Consider the following 17,755-nt stretch of genomic DNA (forward strand, 5'->3'; position numbering starts at 1 on the left):
TGTACATGGCCGATACGCGGCGTTGGTTTTGGTTGGGTGGGGTGATCCTACTCTGCGCGTTTATCTGGCTGTTGCATCCGATCCTGACGCCATTTCTGGTGGCGCTGCTGTTGGCTTATCTGTTCGATCCATTGGTGGATCGGCTGGAGAAGGCCGGTCTGTCTCGGACCTGGGGCGTGGTGGCAGTGTTTGCGCTGTTCACCCTGATCTTCACGACCTTGCTGCTGGTGTTGGTGCCGATGCTCGCCAAGCAGCTGTTTCGCTTGTACGAATTGGCGCCGCAGATGCTCGACTGGTTGCAGCACACCGCACTGCCGTGGGCGCAATCGAAATTCGGGCTCTCGGATAACTTCTGGAAGTTCGACAAGCTCAAGGCAGCAATCAGCGAGCACATGGGCCAGACCACTGACATTGTCGGGATCGTACTGAGTCAGGCGACGGCGTCCGGGCTGGCGCTGATCGGTTGGTTGGCGAATCTGGTGCTGATCCCGGTGGTGGTCTTCTATTTGCTGCGGGACTGGGACCTGATGATGGCCAAGATCCGCGGCCTGCTGCCCCGTGACCGCGAAGAGCGCGCCGTGATCCTGGCGGGTGAATGCCATGAAGTGCTGGGTGCATTCGTGCGCGGACAGTTGCTGGTGATGGTGGCGTTGGGTGTGATCTACGCGGCGGGCCTGATGTTGGTAGGGCTGGAGCTGGGGCTGTTGATCGGTTTGATTGCCGGTCTGGCGGCGATTGTTCCGTACATGGGATTTGTCATCGGGATCGGCGCGGCCTTGATTGCCGGTCTGTTCCAGTTCGGTGGCGATCTGTATCCCATGATCGGAATCGTCGTGGTGTTCATGGTGGGGCAGGCGCTGGAAGGCATGGTGCTGACGCCATTGTTGGTGGGGGACAAGATCGGTCTACACCCGGTAGCGGTGATCTTCGCGATTCTGGCGGGGGGCGAGCTGTTCGGATTTACCGGCGTGTTGCTGGCGCTGCCGGTGGCGGCGGTTATTATGGTGCTGGTGCGCCATGTGCATGATTTGTATAAAGATTCGGATATGTACAGCGGTGCCGACTAGCCTGAGCGCTAAGATCTGTTGAGGGTTGGTAACGGGCAGCCTGGTTCCATGCCAGGTTGGCCCGAATCCCTCGTGCGGCTGTCACATGCGCCGCCAAAGAAACTGCCATAAAACCAGTGTGTTAACGCAAACCTTTGATTTTGCTTGTGGTCTGTCGCATTGTGCGACCCGCCTCACGGGTATAAACTTCGCAAACTTTACACAGAGGCCACTAACGGTTCCTTTGGAACTGTTCAGTCAGCATGAAACCGATTCAGCTGCCCCTAGGTGTGCGTCTGCGTGATGACGCTACCTTTATCAATTACTATCCAGGCGCCAATGCCGCTGCACTCGGCTATGTCGAGCGGCTATGCGAAGCCGACGCCGGGTGGACCGAAAGCCTGATTTATCTCTGGGGCAAGGACGGGGTAGGGCGTACGCACTTGTTGCAGGCGGCCTGCCTGCGCTTCGAGCAACTGGGGGAGCCAGCGGTGTATTTGCCGTTGGCCGAACTGCTTGATCGCGGCATCGCCATTCTCGACAACCTCGAACAGTACGAGCTGGTCTGCCTGGATGATTTGCAGGCGGTGGCCGGTCGGGCGGATTGGGAAGAGGCGCTGTTCCATCTGTTCAACCGTCTGCGTGACAGCGGTCGACGCCTGCTGATTGCCGCGTCTACATCACCTCGTGAACTGCCGGTGAAGCTGGCGGACCTCAAATCCCGTCTGACATTGGCACTGATCTTTCAGATGCGTCCGCTCTCCGACGAAGACAAATTGCGTGCCTTGCAACTGCGCGCATCTCGTCGCGGTCTGCACCTGACCGATGAAGTCGGGCATTTTATTTTGACCCGCGGTACGCGCAGCATGAGTGCACTTTTCGAGCTGCTTGAGCGTCTCGATCAGGCCTCCCTTCAAGCTCAGCGCAAGCTGACGATCCCCTTCCTGAAAGAAACCCTGGGCTGGTAAAACCAAGGCCTGTAGCGGGTTTTGGCATATTTCAGGCGCCAGAAAAACCGCTTTCCTACAGGGTTGCAGGCTGCGCGAGTGTCTAAAACGGGCTTAAGCGCTTAGATGTAAACGCGAAACCAAGAAGTCACATAAAGTTCGATTGAATTTGCAAATGAGGATGATAGTAGGCATAGTCTCGGCTTCTTTAGAACTATCAGCCACGGTCGTGCCCATGCTAAATCGCTTTGCACCCCTCGTGCCCCTCGCACTCGTCACCCTGTTGTTCGGTTGCGCTGCCCACTCTCCAGTGTCCCAGCAAGAGCAACAACAGCAGGCTAAAAATTCTGCTACCGCCCAATCTTCCGTTCTTTACCAGCAAGCGCTGGAACAGGAAGAAGCGGCCACCGAAAAAGAACTGGCAGACTTCGCCGGCGGCAAGTCGTACCAGCTTCCGGTTCTGGCCGACAGCATCCTCGAACGCGGCATGTCCCTGATCGGTACCCGTTACCGTTTCGGCGGCACCTCCGAAGCTGGCTTTGATTGCAGCGGCTTCATCGGTTACCTGTTTCGGGAAGAAGCCGGCCTGAACCTGCCACGCTCCACCCGCGAAATGATCAACGTCGACGCTCCGCTGGTTTCTCGCGGCAAACTGGAGCCGGGCGACTTGCTGTTTTTCGCCACCAATGGCCGTCGCGGTCGCGTCAGTCACGCCGGGATCTACCTGGGTGACAACCAGTTCATCCATTCCAGCAGCCGCCGCAGTGGTGGTGTCCGGATCGATAGCCTGGGCGACAGCTACTGGAGCAAAACCTTCATCGAAGCCAAGCGTGCACTCGCGATGGCACCGGCTGCGACCCCTACGATCGTCACGGCTCGCAAGTAAGCGGACTATTTGTAAGGTGAACTTAAAGTCTTACTTGAAGTTTGCCGCGTAGCAGCTAGAATCCTGATCTATTATTGATGGCAAACCGCCTGCGTCCTGCGCAGGCGGTTTTCTTTTCTGCGCCCCCTGCAGAAAAAGCCGCAGCCAGATCAGGATGCTCTGCATATGTCGATGTCGGCCCGCCTCGCAATCATGTTTTTCGCAGCGCTGCTCAGCGCCTGCGCCAGCCGTACACCGCCCCCTGCGCCGGTGGTTCGCGCGCCCATTGTTTTCAGTTCCTCCCAACCATTCTCCCCTGAGGCAGAAGACGTATTGTTCCGCGCGCTCGGCCTGGTGGGCACGCCGTATCGCTGGGGTGGCAACACGCCGGATTCGGGTTTCGATTGCAGCGGGCTGATTGGCTATGTCTACCGTGACGTCGCCGGCATTTCCCTGCCGCGTACCACGCGCGAGATGATCAGCATGCAGGCGGCCAGTGTGGGCAAGGAAGGTCTGCAAACCGGCGACCTGATCTTCTTCGCCACCAATGGCGGTTCTCAGGTCAGTCACGCCGGGATCTACGTCGGCGAAGGTCGCTTCGTCCATGCGCCCGCCACCGGCGGCACGGTGAAGCTCGACAGCTTGTCCAAAGCTTACTGGCAGAAAGCCTATCTGAGCGCCAAGCGCGTCTTGCAACCTGAGCACTTGGCACGCAATCCCTAAATGGCAGAGGTTGTCATGACCGCTCGCACACTCAATCTCGACGATTCCCTGTATCAATACCTGCTCGACGTTTCCCTGCGCGAAACGCCGTTGCTCAAGCGTTTGCGTGACGAAACCCAGGCGCTGCCCATGGCTCGCTGGCAAGTGGCGCCCGAGCAAGGTCAGTTCCTCGCGCTATTGGTGAAACTCACCGGCGCCAAGCGTCTGCTGGAAGTGGGCACCTTTACCGGTTACAGCGCGTTGTGCATGGCGGCTGCATTGCCGGATGACGGTTCGCTGATCTGCTGTGACATTCCCGGTGACTACAACGCCACTGCGCAGCGTTACTGGCAGGAAGCGGGGCTTGCCGAGCGGATCGATCTGCGTCTGGCGCCCGCGCTGGAAACCCTGGCCCAGTTGGATCAAGGAGAGCCATTCGACCTGATCTTCATCGATGCCGACAAGGCCAACTACCCACGCTATCTGGAGCACGCATTGCGTCTGCTGCGCGTCGGCGGTCTGGCGGTGTTTGATAACACGCTGTGGAGTGGCCGGGTGCTTGAGGACAATCCCGAGAGCGAAGACACCCGAGCCATCCAGGCACTCAATCGCGCCTTGAAGGATGACTCGCGTGTGGACCTGTCGTTGTTGCCGTTGGGCGATGGATTGACCCTGTGCCGCAAACGCTAGGCGCTTACTTGGCCGCCGACACGCGCCACACCTTGTTGCCCACATCATCCGCCACCAACAAATCACCCTGCTGATCAATCACCACGCCCACCGGCCGGCCCATGGCTTTTTCCTCGCTGTTGAGGAAACCGGTGAGCACATCAATCGGCTGCCCGATCGGTTTCCCTGCGCTGAACGGTACAAAAATCACTTTGTAGCCACTGTGCGGTTTACGGTTCCAAGAGCCGTGCTGGCCGATGAAAGCGCCTTCCTTGAACTGCGCCGGCAGTCTGTTGCCTTCAGCAAACGTCAGGCCCAACGATGCGGTATGCGGCCCGACCGCGTAGTCCGGCGCAATGGCCTTGGCCACCAGCTCAGGGTTTTGCGGCTCGACGCGGATGTCGACGTGCTGACCGTAATAACTGTAAGGCCAGCCGTAGAACCCGCCGTCCTTCACTGAAGTGATGTAGTCCGGCACCAGATCGCTGCCGATTTCGTCGCGCTCGTTGACCGCCGTCCACAATGCGCCGCTGCGAGGTTCCCAGGCCAGGCCGTTTGGATTGCGAATCCCGGAGGCGAAGATCCGATGGTTGCCGGTAGCGCGATCCACTTCCCAGATCGCCGCTCGACCTTCTTCTTTGTCCATGCCGTTTTCGGCCACGTTGCTGTTGGAGCCCACGGTGACGTACAGCTTGCTGCCGTCCTTGCTGGCGATAACGTTTTTGGTCCAGTGGTGATTCAGCGTACCGCCCGGCAAGTCGATCACCTTCATCGGCTGTGACTTGATCGCCGTCTCGCCGTTTTCATAGTGGAAGCGCAGCAAGCGGTCCGTGTCGGCGACGTACAGGTCGTTGCCGACCAGGGTCATGCCGAAGGGCGAGTTGAGGTTTTCCAGGAACACCGTGCGGGTTTCGGCGATGCCGTCGTGGTCCTTGTCCCGCAGCAGCGTGATGCGGTTCGGGCTCGTTACTTTGGCGCCGGCACGGCCCATGACTTTGCCCATGACCCAGCCACGAACGCCTTTGCCGTCTTCGGGTTTGGGTGGTGCGTTGGTTTCGGCCACCAGCACGTCGCCGTTGGGTAACACATAGAGCCAGCGCGGGTGATCGAGACCTTCGGCAAAAGCCGCGACCTGAGTCCCTGTCGCGGCGATGGGTTTCGTGCCGTCCGGCCAGCCGATCGCCGGGGCGATGTTCACCGTCGGGATCAGGGTTTTGTTCGGTTCTGGCAGCTTGGGTGACGGGCCGATGCCGTCGGAGACTTGCAGCCTGGCGGTTTCACCACAGGCTGCAAGCCCTCCGGCGAGCACGATGACGAGAGCGAGCTGGGGCTTGCGCATGCTGACCTTCCCTATGAATGCATTGACCTAATCAATAGAGAAGCGCAGGTGATCGATGGTTCAACTGGTCAGCCGCGTGCTTCCTTGAACAGCACGGCAATGCCGGGGTGATAGTTGCCGGCTTCGTTGCGCAATTTGCGATAGGCATAAGGGAAGTACCAGGCCACCGCGCAGGTGTGTTCCTTTTGCAGGTCGTCGACCATGTCCTGGAGTTCTTCCGGGGTGGCGCTTTGTTGGGCTTTTTGCGGCGCGACAAACAGGCAGCCGAGTTTCAGGTCGCTGGCGTAGCTGATGCGCTTGGCGTCGCTGGTGATGTCCTGCAATGCTTGAGTCAGGTTCAGGCTGTTGACGCGTGGCCAGCGCTGGGTCGCTTGCACGTAAGCGCGTTCTTCGCTGGCCGCGATAAACAGATCGGCGCGGCCATTGCGTTCGCCTTCTTCGGTCTGTTTACGGGTCGGTGTTTGTTGCAGCGTCACCATTTCCGCCATCCACGCCGCGACGGAAAGCAGGCCCAGGTTGGCCTTTTCGTCGAACCAGTAAGGCGTGTCGTTATCGCCGCGCACGGCGTTGTAGCGGTCGATACAGTCAAACCAGCGTTCCAGCACCGGGCGCAGGAATTCCAGCTTCGGATTGCTGATGATCATGCCTTGCATGTGGCTCACCCTTGTTATTGTGTTGTGAGATTGTGGCTCTTTGATATCACTGCTGAGAGTGTGGCACAAGATTGGCGTCAGATAATTGATCGACGGCAGTTATTCGCTCGCAGGCTGCCCGTCTTCAATTGACGCTCCATCCCCAACCCTCTAACCTTCGCGGCTTGTTTCAGGTGCTCTGTGACCTTGGTCGACAGAGTGAAACAGGGAAGCCGGTGAGTGACGCTCTTCAAGCGACGAAGAGCCATGATCCCGGCGCTGCCCCCGCAACGGTAAATGAGTGAAGGCTGCGCGAGGGCCTGTCATCAGCTTTTTCCTATACCGCGTTGAGGTCTGAAAGCGGACCAGGCAAGGCGCAGTCCGCTGGCAATGGTTGTTCCCTTGCCAAGGACTGCAACGCAGTCTGGTCCGCTTTCAGACACAACCCGAAGGGCCGGGCCTGCTGTGGCGCAGGGCGGCGTTGCTCGGAGCTTGTTTGGAACGACCAAACCACGCTCCTCGCGCCTTGCCCTGCGCCACAGCAGACCCGGCGCGGTATAGGAAAAAGCTGATGACAGGCCCTAGCCACTGTGTCGATATCGACATGGGAAGGCGCGCAGTCGGGCCCAGTGCCGCTCATGAGCCCGGAGACCGGCCTGATCCATCCAGCGGCATCACGGTGGGCGATGCCAGGCTTCTTGCCGTCTATTCTTGTGCCTGCCCGCCGTTATCCAGCCTCAACGGAGAGCTCCCCCATGACTGATACCCCCGATCGTGACGAACGCCATCTGGCGCGCATGCAGCGCAAAAAAGCCGTGATCGACGAACGCATCGCCAACTCCCCGAATGAATGCGGCCTGCTGCTGGTGCTGACCGGCAACGGCAAAGGCAAAAGCAGCTCGGCCTTCGGCATGCTCGCCCGGTCCATGGGCCACGGCATGCAATGTGGCGTGGTGCAGTTCATCAAGGGGCGCAGCAGCACGGGCGAAGAACTGTTCTTCCGGCGCTTCCCGGAGCAGGTGCGTTTTCATGTGATGGGCGAGGGCTTCACCTGGGAAACCCAGGATCGCCAGCGCGACATCGCGGCCGCTGAAGCTGCGTGGGCGGTGTCGTGCGAATTGCTGCGTGATCCGTCGATCGGCCTGGTGGTGCTGGATGAATTGAACATTGCGCTCAAGCACGGTTATCTGGATCTCGATCAAGTGCTCAGCGACTTGCAGGCCCGTCCGCCGATGCAGCACGTGGTGGTGACCGGTCGCGGCGCCAAGCCGGAGATGATCGAACTGGCCGACACCGTCACCGAAATGGGCGTGATCAAGCACGCGTTCCAGGCCGGGATCAAAGCGCAAAAAGGCGTCGAGCTGTGAATCAACCACGTCATTGCCCGGCGGTACTGATTGCCGCGCCGGCCTCCGGTCAGGGCAAGACCACCGTCACCGCCGCGCTGGCCCGTTTGCATCGCAATCAGGGGCGCAAGGTTCGCGTGTTCAAGTGCGGCCCGGACTTCCTCGACCCGATGATTCTCGAGCGCGCCAGCGGTGCACCGGTTTATCAATTGGACATGTGGATGGTCGGCGAGCAGGAAAGTCGTCGACTGTTGTGGGAGGCCGCTGGCGAAGCCGACCTGATCCTCATCGAAGGCGTCATGGGCCTGTTCGACGGCACGCCGTCCAGTGCTGATCTGGCGCGACATTTCGGTGTGCCGGTGCTCGGAGTGATCGACGGCACTGCCATGGCCCAGACTTTTGGCGCACTGGCCCTGGGGTTGGCGCGCTATCAGCCGGACTTGCCGTTTGCCGGTGTGCTGGCCAACCGCGTCGGCACTCTACGTCACGCGCAATTACTGGAAGGCAGTCTCACTGAAGGTTTGCGCTGGTACGGCGCCTTGTCCCGGGAAACCGGGATCGAATTGCCGAGTCGACACCTCGGGCTGGTTCAGGCCAGTGAGTTGAACGATATCGATCTGCGCCTCGATGCAGCGGCTGACGCACTGGCCAGCAGTTGCGAGGTCGCGCTGCCACCGGCGGTGGAATTCGCCGCGCCAGATGTGATCGCTGCCGAGCCTTTGCTGGCCGGTGTGCGAATTGCCGTGGCCCGTGACGAAGCGTTTGCCTTCACCTACGGCGCCAGCCTGGATTTGCTGCGGGCCATGGGCGCTGAGTTGTCGTTTTTCTCGCCGATCCGTGACACGCAATTGCCGCAGGCAGACAGTCTTTATCTGCCGGGTGGTTATCCTGAATTGCATCATATGGCGCTGTCACAGAACACTACGATGCTGGCCGCAATCCGCGCTCACCATGCAGCGGGGAAACCGTTGTTGGCCGAGTGTGGCGGCATGCTGTATCTGCTCGATTCGTTGACCGATGTCGAGGGCACTCGCGCTGAACTGGTCGGCTTGCTGGCCGGCGATGCGGTGATGCAAAAGCGTCTGGCCGCGCTGGCGTTGCAGGCGGTCGAGTTACCGGAAGGTTCGTTGCGCGGACACACCTATCACCATTCTCTGACCAGCACCGAACTTGAGCCCATCGCTCGTGGCCTGAGCCCGAACGGTGGGCGAGGGGCGGAGGCGGTTTATCGTGAAGGGCGGATGACCGCGTCCTACGTGCACTTTTATTTCCCTTCCAATCCCCAAGCGATGGCGGCGTTGTTCAAGCCATGAACCCAGATGATCTAGCGTTCAGCGAAGCTGAGCGCGCGGCGGTCTACCGAGCCATCGGCGAACGCCGCGACATGCGTCATTTCAGCGGCGGCACCGTCGAGCCCGAGTTACTGCGACGCCTGCTCGAAGCCGCGCATCAGGCGCCGAGTGTCGGCCTGATGCAGCCTTGGCGGTTCATCCGCATCAGTGATCGAGCCCTGCGCGGCAAGATCCAGTCACTGGTGGAAGAAGAGCGCATCCGCACCGCCGAAGCCCTCGGCGAGCGCACCGACGAATTCATGAAGCTGAAAGTCGAAGGCATCAACGACTGCGCCGAAGTGCTGGTCGCGGCGCTGATGGACGATCGCGAGCGTCACATCTTCGGCCGTCGCACCTTGCCGGAAATGGACATGGCCTCGTTGTCCTGCGCGATCCAGAACCTCTGGCTGGCCTCCCGCGCTGAAGGGCTCGGCATGGGCTGGGTCTCGCTGTTCGAACCGCAAGCGCTGGCGGACCTGTTGGGTTTGCCGGCCGGAGCCAAGCCCTTGGCCGTTCTTTGCCTCGGCCCGGTCAAGGAATTCTATCCGGCACCGATGCTGGTACTCGAAGGCTGGGCGCAGGCGCGTCCGCTCAGTGAATTGCTGTATGAAAATTATTGGGGAGTGAGTCAATGAGTGTGGCGTTATTGAGTGTCGCTGCGGTTGCGCTGGATGCGCTGCTGGGTGAACCCAAACGCTGGCATCCGCTGGTGGCGTTCGGCCGTTTTGCCGACCGTATCGAGCAACGTTTCAATGGCGGTGGCCGCGGCTGGCGCAGTCATGGCGTCACTGCCTGGGTGATTGCGGTGTTGCCGCTGACCCTGCTGGCCACGGCGTTTTCCTGGGCGCCCTATGTCGGCTGGATCGTCGAGATTCTCGTGCTCTATTGCGCCCTCGGCATGCGCAGCCTCGGTGAACACGTCGAGCCGGTGGCCAAGGCACTGCGCAGCGATGATCTGGACGAGGCGCGCAAACGTGTCAGTTATCTGGTCAGCCGCCAGACCAGCGAACTGGATAAAACCGAAGTCGCCCGCGCCGCCACAGAATCCGTATTGGAGAACGGCAGCGACGCAGTATTTGCCGCGTTGTTCTGGTTTGCTGTCGCCGGTGCGCCCGGTGTGGTGCTCTACCGTTTGAGCAATACGCTGGATGCGATGTGGGGTTACCGCAACGAACGTTTCGAGCGTTTCGGCTGGGCGGCGGCAAAGATCGACGACGTCCTCAACTACATTCCTGCACGCTTGGTGGCATTGACCTACGCGCTGCTGGGCAAAACCCGACTGGCGCTGAAATGCTGGCGTACCCAAGGTCCGACCTGGGACAGCCCGAATGCCGGCCCAGTGATGGCGGCCGGTGCCGGCGCGCTCGGTGTCGAGTTGGGCGGAGCGGCGATTTATCACGGTGAGCTGCATCAGCGTCCACAACTGGGCGAAGGCGTGCCGGCGGACGCTGACTCCATCGACCGTGGCTGGCAATTGGTCCAGCGCGGGGTATGGTTATGGTTGCTGATCCTCTGCGTGGGGGCTGAATTCTATGCTTGAACACGGTGGTCGGTTACGCAAGGCGGCGCTCGATTACGGCATCGCCGAAGCCGATTGGCTCGACCTGTCCAGCGGCCTCGCGCCCTGGCCGTTTCCGGTCCCGGAGATCCCGTTGCGGGCTTGGGCGCGTTTGCCGGAAACCGATGACGGTCTGGAGCAGGCGGCCTGTGATTATTACGGCGCCGCTCAGGTGCTGCCGGTGGCCGGCTCGCAAATGGCGATCCAGTTGCTGCCGCGTTTGCGCAGGGTCGGCAAGGTCGGCGTGCTCTCGCCGTGTTACGCCGAACACGCTGAAGCGTGGCGCCGTAATGGCTACATCGTGCGTGAAGTGCTGGAGCAGGAAGTCGACTTCTTTCTCGACAGCCTCGACGTGTTGGTGGTGGTCAACCCGAACAACCCAACCGGCCTGAGCCTGACGCCGAGTCGTCTGCTCGACTGGCACTCGCGGCTGGCGCAGCGCGGTGGCTGGCTGGTGGTGGACGAGGCGTTCATGGACAACTCACCGCAGCTGAGCCTGGCACCTTTTGCCAATCAGGTCGGGTTGATCGTGCTGCGTTCCTTCGGCAAGTTTTTCGGCCTGGCCGGTGTGCGCCTGGGTTTCGTGCTGGCCGAGCGCAAGTTGCTCAAGTTGCTGGCCGAGCAAGTGGGGCCGTGGGCGGTCAGCGGGCCGACGCGGGTGCTGGGGCAGGCCTGTCTGCTGGATACCGAAGGGCATGCCCGGCAACGGGTTCGCACTGATGAAGCCAGCGAGCGTCTGGCGCTGCTGCTTGAACAGCACGGCTTCAAGCCACAGGGCGGCTGCGCCTTGTTTCAATGGCTGATCACCGAACGCGCCGAAGCCCTGCATGAGTTCATGGCCCGGCGCGGCATTCTGCTGCGGTTGTTCACGCACAACAGTAGCCTGCGTTTCGGCCTGCCCGACGATGAAGCCGACTGGACACGTCTCGCGCAAGCGCTCGAAGCCTACGCCAAGGAAACCCAATGACTACGTTGATGGTGCAAGGCACCACTTCCGACGCCGGTAAAAGCACGCTGGTGACGGCGTTGTGCCGCTGGGTCACGCGTCAGGGCGTCAGCGTCGTGCCGTTCAAGCCGCAGAACATGGCGCTCAACAGTGCCGTGACCGCCGACGGTGGCGAGATCGGTCGTGCGCAAGCGGTGCAGGCCCAGGCCGCCAACCTTGAGCCGCACACCGACATGAACCCGGTGCTGCTCAAACCCAACAGCGACACCGGCGCCCAAGTGATCATCCATGGTCGCGCGGTCACCACAATGAACGCGGTCGCGTATCACGACTACAAAGCCATCGCCATGCAAGCAGTGCTGGCCTCACATGAACGGCTGAGCGCGGCGTATCCAGTGGTCATGGTCGAAGGCGCGGGTTCGCCGGCCGAGATCAATCTGCGTGCCGGAGATATCGCCAACATGGGCTTTGCCGAGGCGGTGGATTGCCCGGTGGTGCTGATCGCCGACATCAATCGCGGCGGGGTTTTCGCGCATCTGGTGGGTACGCTGGAACTGCTGTCGCCCAGCGAGCAGGCGCGGGTCAAAGGCTTCATCATCAACCGATTTCGCGGCGATATCGCTTTGCTGCAACCGGGTCTTGACTGGCTGGAAGCGCGCACCGGCAAACCGGTGATCGGCGTTCTGCCTTACGTGATGGACCTGCACCTGGAAGCGGAGGACGGCATCGATCAGCGTCAGACCGACAAGGCCGACCAGGTGCTAAAAGTGCTGGTGCCGGTGCTGCCGCGCATCAGCAACCACACCGATTTCGATCCGCTGCGCTTGCATCCGCAGGTGGATCTGCAATTTGTCGGCCCCGGTCAGGCGATTCCGCCGGCGGACCTGATTATTCTTCCCGGTTCGAAGAGCGTGCGCAGTGACCTCGCATATCTGCGCGCCAATGGCTGGGACACTGCGATCAGTCGTCATCTGCGTTATGGCGGCAAAGTGCTGGGGATTTGCGGCGGTCTGCAAATGCTCGGCGAGCAGCTACACGACCCGCTGGGCCTCGAAGGCGCACCGGGTTCCAGCGCCGGTTTGGGTTTGTTGGCGTTCGAAACACAGCTCGAAGAAGAGAAGCAATTGCGCAATGTGCGCGGGCGTCTGGCGCTCGAAGACGCGCCGGTCAGCGGCTATGAAATTCATGCCGGCGTGACCACCGGGCCGGCGTTGGAAAACGCCGCTGTGCTACTGGACGATGGTCGCTGCGATGGCGCGCAAAGCGTGGATGGGCAGATTTTCGGCACCTATCTGCATGGGCTGTTTGAATCGCCCGCAGCGTGCAGTGCCCTGTTGCGCTGGGCAGGTTTGCAGGTAGTGCAGGAAGTGGATTATCACGCGTTGCGTGAGCGCGATATCGAGCGGCTGGCGGATCTGGTGGAAAAACATCTGGATACCGGGTTGTTGCGTCAACTCTGCGGGATTTGAGGTGAATTCATCGCGAGCAGGCTCACTCCTACAGCGGATCGCCAGTGAACATAAACTTTGTGTTCGCCATCGACCCACTGTAGGAGTGAGCCTGCTCGCGATGAGGCCAGTCGCAACGCCGCCATTTAAAGGTAAATGACCATGCTCCAACTGATCCTCGGCGGCGCCCGTTCCGGTAAAAGTCGCCTGGCCGAAAAACTCGCCTCCGACAGTGCTCTGGCGGTGACTTACATCGCCACCAGCCAACCGCTCGACGGTGAAATGAACGAGCGGGTCGCCCATCACCGCGCCCGTCGTCCAGCCGAATGGGCGTTGATCGAAGAACCGGTGGAACTCGCCCGCGTCCTGCGCGAAACCGCCAGCCCCGATCGTTGCCTGCTGGTGGATTGCCTGACGTTGTGGATGACTAATCTGCTGATGCTCGACGACACCGAGCGGCTGTCAGCCGAACGTGATGCATTGCTGGACTGCCTGGCGTCGTTGCCGGGTGAAATTATTTTTGTCAGCAACGAGACCGGAATGGGTGTCGTGCCGCTGGGCGAATTGACTCGCCGCTATGTCGATGAAGCCGGTTGGCTGCATCAAGCGTTGGCCGAGCGCTGTCAGCGCGTCGTCCTGACCGTCGCCGGTCTGCCCCTGACTTTGAAAGGAACTGCGTTATGACTCAATCCTGGTGGCTGAACCCCTGCAAACCGATCGATGCTCAAGCGGTCGAGCAAGCGCAGGCCCGTCAACAGCAGCTGACCAAACCGGCCGGCTCCCTCGGTCGGCTTGAGTCGGTGGCCGTGCAATTGGCCGGGATGCAGGGGCAGGTCAAACCGAGTCTCGATCAACTGTGGATCGCGATTTTTGCCGGCGATCATGGCGTTGTCGCAGAAGGGGTGTCGGCATTTCCCCAGGAAGTCACCGGGCAGATGCTGCACAACTTCGTCAGCGGTGGGGCGGCGATCAGCGTGTTGGCGCGACAACTCGGGGCATCCCTGGAAGTTGTCGACCTCGGCACGGTGACGCCGTCGCTGAATTTGCCGGGTGTGCGTCACTTGAACATCGGCCTGGGCACGGCGAATTTCGTCGACGGTTCGGCGATGACGCCGGCTCAAGGCGAGCTCGCTTTGCAGGCCGGCCGCGACAGCGTGCAGCGCGCCATCGCGGCGGGTGCGCAGTTGTTTATCGGTGGCGAGATGGGCATCGGCAACACCACCGCGGCCAGCGCATTGGCCTGTGCCTTGCTCGATTGCCCGGTGGTGCATCTGGCCGGGCCGGGCACGGGTTTGAACGCAGCGGGTGTCAGTCATAAAGCCCAGGTTATCGAGCGCGCGTTGACATTGCACAGCGCTCAGCGTGGCGATGCGCTGCAAACCCTGTTCAACCTCGGCGGTTTTGAAATCGCGGCACTGGTCGGCGCGTATCTGGCGTGTGCCCAGGAAGGCGTCGCGGTGCTGGTGGACGGTTTCATTTGCAGCGTTGCGGCGTTGGTGGCGGTGCGCTTGAACCCTGAATGCCGTCAGTGGCTGTTGTTCGGTCATCGCGGCGCCGAGCCGGGTCATCGTCATGTACTGGAAACCCTGAACGCCGAACCGCTACTCGACCTCGGCCTGCGTTTGGGCGAGGGCAGTGGTGCGGCGTTAGCCGTGCCGTTATTGCGTCTGGCGTGCGACCTTCACGGGCAGATGGCGACGTTCGCCGAGGCCGCTGTGGCGGACCGTCCGGCATGACTTTGTACCTGGACTTGTTGCGCCACGGCGAAACCGAACTCGGTGGCGGTTTGCGCGGCAGCCTTGACGATGCGTTGACTGAAAAGGGCTGGGCGCAGATGCGCGCGGCGGTGGTCGAGCAGGGGCCTTGGGATCGCTTGGTCAGCTCGCCACTGCAGCGGTGCGCGCGGTTCGCCGAAGAACTCGGCGAACAGCTGGGTTTGCCGGTGCAGCTGGATAAAGACCTGCAAGAGCTGCACTTCGGCGCCTGGGAAGGGCAGAGCGCCGCCGTGCTGATGGAAACCGATGCCGAGGCGTTGGGATTGTTCTGGGCCGACCCTTATTCGTTTACGCCGCCTCAGGGTGAACCGGTGGTGGATTTTTCAACGCGGGTGTTGGCGGCCGTTGAGCGCTTGCACGCTACCTACGCAGGCGAGCGGGTGTTGCTGATCAGTCACGGCGGAGTCATGCGCTTGTTGCTGGCTCAGGCGCGGGGATTGCCCCGTGAGCAGTTGCTCAACGTCGAAGTCGGGCATGGCGCGTTGTTTTCGCTGACGGTCGAATCCGGCGTGTTGTTAAAGGAAGCGCTCTGACCATGTTGCCATTCTGGATCGCCCTGCAATTTTTGAGCAGTCTGCCGATTCGTCTGCCGGGCATGCCGGAACCACAGGAATTGGGGCGGTCGCTGCTGTTTTATCCGCTGGTCGGCCTGCTGTTTGGCGGGATTTTGTGGGCGTTCAACTGGCTGTTGCTCGGCACTCCGTTGTTGCTTCACGCCGCGCTGTTGCTGACGGCTTGGGTATTGCTCAGCGGCGCGTTGCACCTGGACGGCCTGGCCGACAGCGCCGATGCGTGGCTCGGTGGGTTCGGCGACCGCGAGCGCACGTTGACGATCATGAAGGACCCGCGCAGCGGGCCGATTGCGGTCGTGACGCTGGTGCTGGTGTTGCTGCTCAAATTCGCCGCGTTACTGGCATTGATCGAGCAGCAACACGCCGTTGTCCTGATCATCGTTCCGTTGATCGGGCGCAGCGCGATGCTGGGCTTGTTCCTGACCACGCCTTATGTGCGTGCCGGCGGGTTGGGGCAAGCGCTGGCCGATCATCTGCCACGTCTGGCGGGCAAGCAGGTGTTGGCGGTGAGTGCGTTGGCGTGTGTTTTGATTGCCGGTCTCAGCGGCGTGTTGGCCGTCGTGCTGGCGGCGCTGGTGTTTGTCTGGCTGCGGCAAGTGATGCTGCGCCGATTGGGCGGCTCGACGGGCGATACGGCGGGGGCGTTGCTGGAAATCCTTGAGGTCGCGGTGCTGGTGGGATTGGCGATCGCCTGAACTTCCCACATCATGTAACTTGATTTAACACAACCGCGGGTATATACACGCACCATGCTCGACTCCCAATGTTTATGCATCAACCTGCGTCGCGCCGCCCGTGGCGTCAGCAGGCACTACGACGGCGCTCTCGACGGCTTCGGGATCAACGTTGCCCAGTATTCTCTGCTGTGTAATCTGCAGCGTCTGGATAAACCGAGTATTTCCACGTTGGCCGAGGCCATGGGGCTGGATCGCAGCACCTTGGGGCGCAATCTGCGGGTGCTGGAAGGTGAAGGCTTGTTGATGCTGGTCGAGGGCGAAGACATGCGTAACCGCATCGTCATGCTCACCGAGGCCGGTGTTGAACGCCTGAAAGCGGCCTTGCCCGCGTGGGAAGCGGCGCAACAGCGGTTGATTGACCGCTTGGGTGCCGAGAAACGTGAAACCTTGCTGCGACTGCTGGACGAACTGGCCTGATGCCGGTTTTTCCGATCTTAAGCGGGTATATACCCGCTACCGGAGAATAAGAATGACATCGATGTGGCGTACGTGTGGTTGGGTTTTGTTGGGGAGTGCGCTGATTCTCGCGTTGTCCTTGGGGGTAAGGCACGGCTTCGGGCTGTTTCTGTCGCCGATGAGTGCCGAGTTCGGCTGGGGGCGTCAGACGTTTGCCTTCGCCATTGCCTTGCAGAACCTGATCTGGGGCCTGGCGCAACCCTTCACCGGCGCGCTGGCCGACCGCTTCGGCGCCGCGAAAGTGGTGCTGGTCGGCGGTGTCCTGTATGCGTTGGGCCTGGTGTTCATGGGCCTGTCGGATTCGGCAGTGACCTTGTCCCTGAGTGCCGGCCTGTTGATCGGCATCGGTCTGTCCGGCACCTCGTTCTCGGTGATCCTCGGCGTGGTCGGCCGCGCAGTACCGCCAGAGAAACGCAGCATGGGCATGGGCATCGCCAGTGCTGCCGGCTCTTTCGGCCAGTTCGCCATGTTACCCGGTACGCTGGGGTTGATCGGCTGGCTCGGCTGGTCCGCGGCATTGCTGGTGCTGGGCCTGCTGGTGGCGCTGATTGTGCCGCTGGTGAGCATGCTCAAGGACAAACCGCTGCCGGTGTTCGGCCATGAGCAAACACTGTCCGAGGCACTGCACGAGGCTTGTTCCCATTCGGGGTTCTGGCTGCTGGCATTCGGTTTCTTTGTTTGCGGTTTTCAGGTGGTATTCATCGGCGTGCACTTGCCGGCTTATCTGGTGGATCAGCACCTTCCGGCGAGCGTCGGCACGACGGTGCTGGCGTTGATCGGGTTATTCAATATATTCGGGACCTACACGGCGGGCTGGCTCGGCGGGCGGATGTCCAAGCCACGTTTGCTCACAGGCCTGTATCTGCTGCGAGCAGTGGTGATCGGGTTGTTCCTGTGGGCGCCCGTCACGACGACCACCGCGTACCTGTTTGGCATGGCGATGGGCTTCCTGTGGCTGTCGACGGTGCCCTTGACCAACGGCACCGTCGCGACCTTGTTCGGCGTACGAAACCTGTCCATGCTCGGTGGGATTGTTTTCCTGTTTCACCAGCTCGGATCGTTCCTCGGCGGCTGGTTGGGCGGGGTGGTGTACGACCGAACGGGGAGCTATGACTTGATCTGGCAAGTGGCGATTCTCTTGAGCCTGTTGGCCGCCGCCCTGAACTGGCCGGTGCGTGAGCAGCCGGTGGCACGCCTGCAAACACAAATGAGTGCGATATGAACAGTCTCTGGCCGCGGATCGCTGTCGTCGCTGTCTGCGCCTTGCTGCTCGCCCTGTCGTGGTGGGGCTGGCATCAGGGCGGGCTGGCGTTGATGCAACTGGGCATGGGTGCTTGCTAGCAGGATGTGAGGGCGAGTAACTTCGGTCTTGACGATTTCTAAGGA

Annotated in this window: 20 protein-coding genes and 1 riboswitch; of the genes, 18 read left to right on the forward strand and 2 right to left on the reverse strand. The window is 61.2% G+C overall.

The annotated features are described in order from the left end of the window. The first annotated feature begins 5 nt into the window (after positions 1-5). The 5 genes from QF010_RS20265 to QF010_RS20285 all read left to right on the forward strand — a co-directional run bounded on the left by QF010_RS20265 (position 6) and on the right by QF010_RS20285 (position 4,250). Positions 6-1,067 carry an AI-2E family transporter gene (locus QF010_RS20265; RefSeq protein ID WP_033055864.1) on the forward strand — a complete coding sequence of 354 codons (1,062 nt, stop codon included), beginning with the start codon at positions 6-8 and terminating at the stop codon, positions 1,065-1,067. A 242-nt stretch (positions 1,068-1,309) separates the two neighbouring features. Next, positions 1,310-2,014, forward strand: coding sequence for a DnaA regulatory inactivator Hda (hda, locus tag QF010_RS20270; RefSeq protein WP_008148645.1), 705 nt, complete (start codon positions 1,310-1,312; stop codon positions 2,012-2,014). Between the two features lie 214 nt (positions 2,015-2,228). Next, on the forward strand, positions 2,229-2,879 hold the full coding sequence (locus QF010_RS20275) for a C40 family peptidase (protein ID WP_033055863.1): 651 nt from the start codon (positions 2,229-2,231) through the stop codon (positions 2,877-2,879). Positions 2,880-3,044: 165 nt separating this feature from the next. Then, a complete protein-coding gene (locus tag QF010_RS20280) occupies positions 3,045-3,581 on the forward strand; it encodes a C40 family peptidase (RefSeq protein WP_033055862.1) in 537 nt (178 codons plus the stop codon). A gap of 15 nt (positions 3,582-3,596) precedes the next feature. Continuing rightward, complete coding sequence (locus QF010_RS20285; RefSeq protein ID WP_429533789.1) at positions 3,597-4,250, forward strand: class I SAM-dependent methyltransferase; 654 nt, start codon at positions 3,597-3,599, stop codon at positions 4,248-4,250. Positions 4,251-4,254: 4 nt separating this feature from the next. Here the strand turns inward: QF010_RS20285 and QF010_RS20290 are convergent, their stop codons facing one another. Together QF010_RS20290 and QF010_RS20295 are read right to left on the reverse strand one after the other, a co-directional pair. Next, positions 4,255-5,568, reverse strand: coding sequence for a PQQ-dependent sugar dehydrogenase (locus tag QF010_RS20290; RefSeq protein ID WP_429533790.1), 1,314 nt, complete (start codon positions 5,566-5,568; stop codon positions 4,255-4,257). Between the two features lie 68 nt (positions 5,569-5,636). After that, positions 5,637-6,221 (reverse strand): hypothetical protein, encoded by a 585-nt coding sequence (locus QF010_RS20295; protein ID WP_429533791.1) that lies wholly within the window; start codon positions 6,219-6,221, stop codon positions 5,637-5,639. A 154-nt stretch (positions 6,222-6,375) separates the two neighbouring features. Beyond that, positions 6,376-6,538: riboswitch (cobalamin riboswitch) on the forward strand. A 417-nt stretch (positions 6,539-6,955) separates the two neighbouring features. On the opposite strand from QF010_RS20295, the gene cobO reads away from it, so the two are divergent. From cobO to QF010_RS20360, 13 genes are all read left to right on the forward strand, one after another. Beyond that, complete coding sequence (gene cobO, locus QF010_RS20300; RefSeq protein ID WP_033055858.1) at positions 6,956-7,567, forward strand: cob(I)yrinic acid a,c-diamide adenosyltransferase; 612 nt, start codon at positions 6,956-6,958, stop codon at positions 7,565-7,567. Next, entirely contained in the window at positions 7,564-8,859 is a 1,296-nt protein-coding gene (locus tag QF010_RS20305; RefSeq protein WP_429533792.1) for a cobyrinic acid a,c-diamide synthase CobB, read from the forward strand. Before cobO ends, QF010_RS20305 begins: the two co-directional genes overlap by 4 nt. Beyond that, positions 8,856-9,512, forward strand: coding sequence for a 5,6-dimethylbenzimidazole synthase (bluB, locus tag QF010_RS20310; protein ID WP_033055857.1), 657 nt, complete (start codon positions 8,856-8,858; stop codon positions 9,510-9,512). The genes QF010_RS20305 and bluB overlap by 4 nt, the downstream gene beginning before the upstream one ends. Next, entirely contained in the window at positions 9,509-10,417 is a 909-nt protein-coding gene (cbiB, locus tag QF010_RS20315; protein ID WP_033055855.1) for an adenosylcobinamide-phosphate synthase CbiB, read from the forward strand. Before bluB ends, cbiB begins: the two co-directional genes overlap by 4 nt. Continuing rightward, positions 10,410-11,402, forward strand: a complete 993-nt coding sequence (cobD, locus tag QF010_RS20320; protein ID WP_429533793.1) for a threonine-phosphate decarboxylase CobD — start codon at positions 10,410-10,412, stop codon at positions 11,400-11,402. The genes cbiB and cobD overlap by 8 nt, the downstream gene beginning before the upstream one ends. After that, a complete protein-coding gene (locus QF010_RS20325) occupies positions 11,399-12,850 on the forward strand; it encodes a cobyric acid synthase (RefSeq protein ID WP_033055853.1) in 1,452 nt (483 codons plus the stop codon). Before cobD ends, QF010_RS20325 begins: the two co-directional genes overlap by 4 nt. Before the next feature lie 141 nt (positions 12,851-12,991). Next, positions 12,992-13,513, forward strand: a complete 522-nt coding sequence (cobU, locus tag QF010_RS20330; protein ID WP_429512426.1) for a bifunctional adenosylcobinamide kinase/adenosylcobinamide-phosphate guanylyltransferase — start codon at positions 12,992-12,994, stop codon at positions 13,511-13,513. Next, on the forward strand, positions 13,510-14,565 hold the full coding sequence (cobT, locus tag QF010_RS20335; RefSeq protein ID WP_429533794.1) for a nicotinate-nucleotide--dimethylbenzimidazole phosphoribosyltransferase: 1,056 nt from the start codon (positions 13,510-13,512) through the stop codon (positions 14,563-14,565). Before cobU ends, cobT begins: the two co-directional genes overlap by 4 nt. After that, entirely contained in the window at positions 14,562-15,137 is a 576-nt protein-coding gene (gene cobC, locus QF010_RS20340) for an alpha-ribazole phosphatase family protein (protein WP_429533795.1), read from the forward strand. The genes cobT and cobC overlap by 4 nt, the downstream gene beginning before the upstream one ends. Positions 15,138-15,139: 2 nt before the next feature. Further along, positions 15,140-15,871, forward strand: coding sequence for an adenosylcobinamide-GDP ribazoletransferase (locus QF010_RS20345; RefSeq protein WP_429533796.1), 732 nt, complete (start codon positions 15,140-15,142; stop codon positions 15,869-15,871). A gap of 54 nt (positions 15,872-15,925) precedes the next feature. Then, on the forward strand, positions 15,926-16,330 hold the full coding sequence (locus tag QF010_RS20350; protein ID WP_033055842.1) for a MarR family winged helix-turn-helix transcriptional regulator: 405 nt from the start codon (positions 15,926-15,928) through the stop codon (positions 16,328-16,330). A gap of 52 nt (positions 16,331-16,382) precedes the next feature. After that, positions 16,383-17,591: an MFS transporter gene (locus tag QF010_RS20355; RefSeq protein ID WP_429512431.1), complete on the forward strand. Its 1,209-nt coding sequence runs from the start codon at positions 16,383-16,385 to the stop codon at positions 17,589-17,591. Then, positions 17,588-17,710 (forward strand): hypothetical protein, encoded by a 123-nt coding sequence (locus QF010_RS20360; RefSeq protein WP_008148682.1) that lies wholly within the window; start codon positions 17,588-17,590, stop codon positions 17,708-17,710. The genes QF010_RS20355 and QF010_RS20360 overlap by 4 nt, the downstream gene beginning before the upstream one ends. Positions 17,711-17,755: the final 45 nt, after the last annotated feature.

The sequence above is a fragment of the Pseudomonas silensiensis genome (genome assembly GCF_050434865.1).
GTDB lineage: Bacteria > Pseudomonadota > Gammaproteobacteria > Pseudomonadales > Pseudomonadaceae > Aquipseudomonas > Aquipseudomonas fluorescens_W.

Excerpts from the sequence above, each read along its gene's own strand:
- cobO (WP_033055858.1), top strand. The coding sequence starts at position 6,956 with ATGACTGATACCCCCGATCGTGACGAACGCCATCTGGCGCGCATGCAG.
- QF010_RS20355 (WP_429512431.1), top strand. The coding sequence starts at position 16,383 with ATGACATCGATGTGGCGTACGTGTGGTTGGGTTTTGTTGGGGAGTGCG.
- cobU (WP_429512426.1), top strand. The coding sequence starts at position 12,992 with ATGCTCCAACTGATCCTCGGCGGCGCCCGTTCCGGTAAAAGTCGCCTG.
- QF010_RS20360 (WP_008148682.1), top strand. The coding sequence starts at position 17,588 with ATGAACAGTCTCTGGCCGCGGATCGCTGTCGTCGCTGTCTGCGCCTTG.
- cobC (WP_429533795.1), top strand. The coding sequence starts at position 14,562 with ATGACTTTGTACCTGGACTTGTTGCGCCACGGCGAAACCGAACTCGGT.
- QF010_RS20275 (WP_033055863.1), top strand. The coding sequence starts at position 2,229 with ATGCTAAATCGCTTTGCACCCCTCGTGCCCCTCGCACTCGTCACCCTG.
- QF010_RS20325 (WP_033055853.1), top strand. The coding sequence starts at position 11,399 with ATGACTACGTTGATGGTGCAAGGCACCACTTCCGACGCCGGTAAAAGC.
- cbiB (WP_033055855.1), top strand. The coding sequence starts at position 9,509 with ATGAGTGTGGCGTTATTGAGTGTCGCTGCGGTTGCGCTGGATGCGCTG.
- hda (WP_008148645.1), top strand. The coding sequence starts at position 1,310 with ATGAAACCGATTCAGCTGCCCCTAGGTGTGCGTCTGCGTGATGACGCT.
- QF010_RS20295 (WP_429533791.1), bottom strand. The coding sequence starts at position 6,221 with ATGCAAGGCATGATCATCAGCAATCCGAAGCTGGAATTCCTGCGCCCG.
- QF010_RS20265 (WP_033055864.1), top strand. The coding sequence starts at position 6 with ATGGCCGATACGCGGCGTTGGTTTTGGTTGGGTGGGGTGATCCTACTC.
- QF010_RS20280 (WP_033055862.1), top strand. The coding sequence starts at position 3,045 with ATGTCGATGTCGGCCCGCCTCGCAATCATGTTTTTCGCAGCGCTGCTC.
- cobT (WP_429533794.1), top strand. The coding sequence starts at position 13,510 with ATGACTCAATCCTGGTGGCTGAACCCCTGCAAACCGATCGATGCTCAA.
- QF010_RS20290 (WP_429533790.1), bottom strand. The coding sequence starts at position 5,568 with ATGCGCAAGCCCCAGCTCGCTCTCGTCATCGTGCTCGCCGGAGGGCTT.
- QF010_RS20285 (WP_429533789.1), top strand. The coding sequence starts at position 3,597 with ATGACCGCTCGCACACTCAATCTCGACGATTCCCTGTATCAATACCTG.
- cobD (WP_429533793.1), top strand. The coding sequence starts at position 10,410 with ATGCTTGAACACGGTGGTCGGTTACGCAAGGCGGCGCTCGATTACGGC.
- QF010_RS20350 (WP_033055842.1), top strand. The coding sequence starts at position 15,926 with ATGCTCGACTCCCAATGTTTATGCATCAACCTGCGTCGCGCCGCCCGT.
- QF010_RS20345 (WP_429533796.1), top strand. The coding sequence starts at position 15,140 with ATGTTGCCATTCTGGATCGCCCTGCAATTTTTGAGCAGTCTGCCGATT.
- bluB (WP_033055857.1), top strand. The coding sequence starts at position 8,856 with ATGAACCCAGATGATCTAGCGTTCAGCGAAGCTGAGCGCGCGGCGGTC.